Consider the following 343-nt stretch of genomic DNA (forward strand, 5'->3'; position numbering starts at 1 on the left):
ACCACTGTATATCTCTATACATGGAGTGAATATGTCCCTGAAGGATTATTAGAAAACTTCACCAAAGAAACTGGCATCAAAGTCATATCATCAAGCCTAGAATCTAACGAAACCATGTACGCAAAGTTAAAAACATTAGGCTCGAATAGCGGATATGATGTTATTGCACCAACAAGTTATTTTGTATCTAAAATGGCAAGAGAAGGAATGCTAAAAGAATTAGATCACAGCAAACTTCCAGTGATAAAAGAGCTTGATCCAAATATGCTAGACAGACCATTTGATAAAGGGAATAAATTCTCTCTTCCACAACTCTTTGGGGCAACAGGTATTGGATACAACG

Annotated in this window: 1 protein-coding gene; it reads left to right on the top strand. The window is 36.4% G+C overall.

Features of this window, described 5'->3' with window-relative positions; genetic code table 11:
• The coding region (locus EII42_RS12550; protein ID WP_125172436.1) for an extracellular solute-binding protein at window positions 1-343 on the top strand (343 nt) is incomplete at both ends.

It is taken from the genome of Tessaracoccus sp. OH4464_COT-324, assembly GCF_003932855.1.
GTDB lineage: Bacteria > Actinomycetota > Actinomycetes > Propionibacteriales > Propionibacteriaceae > Arachnia.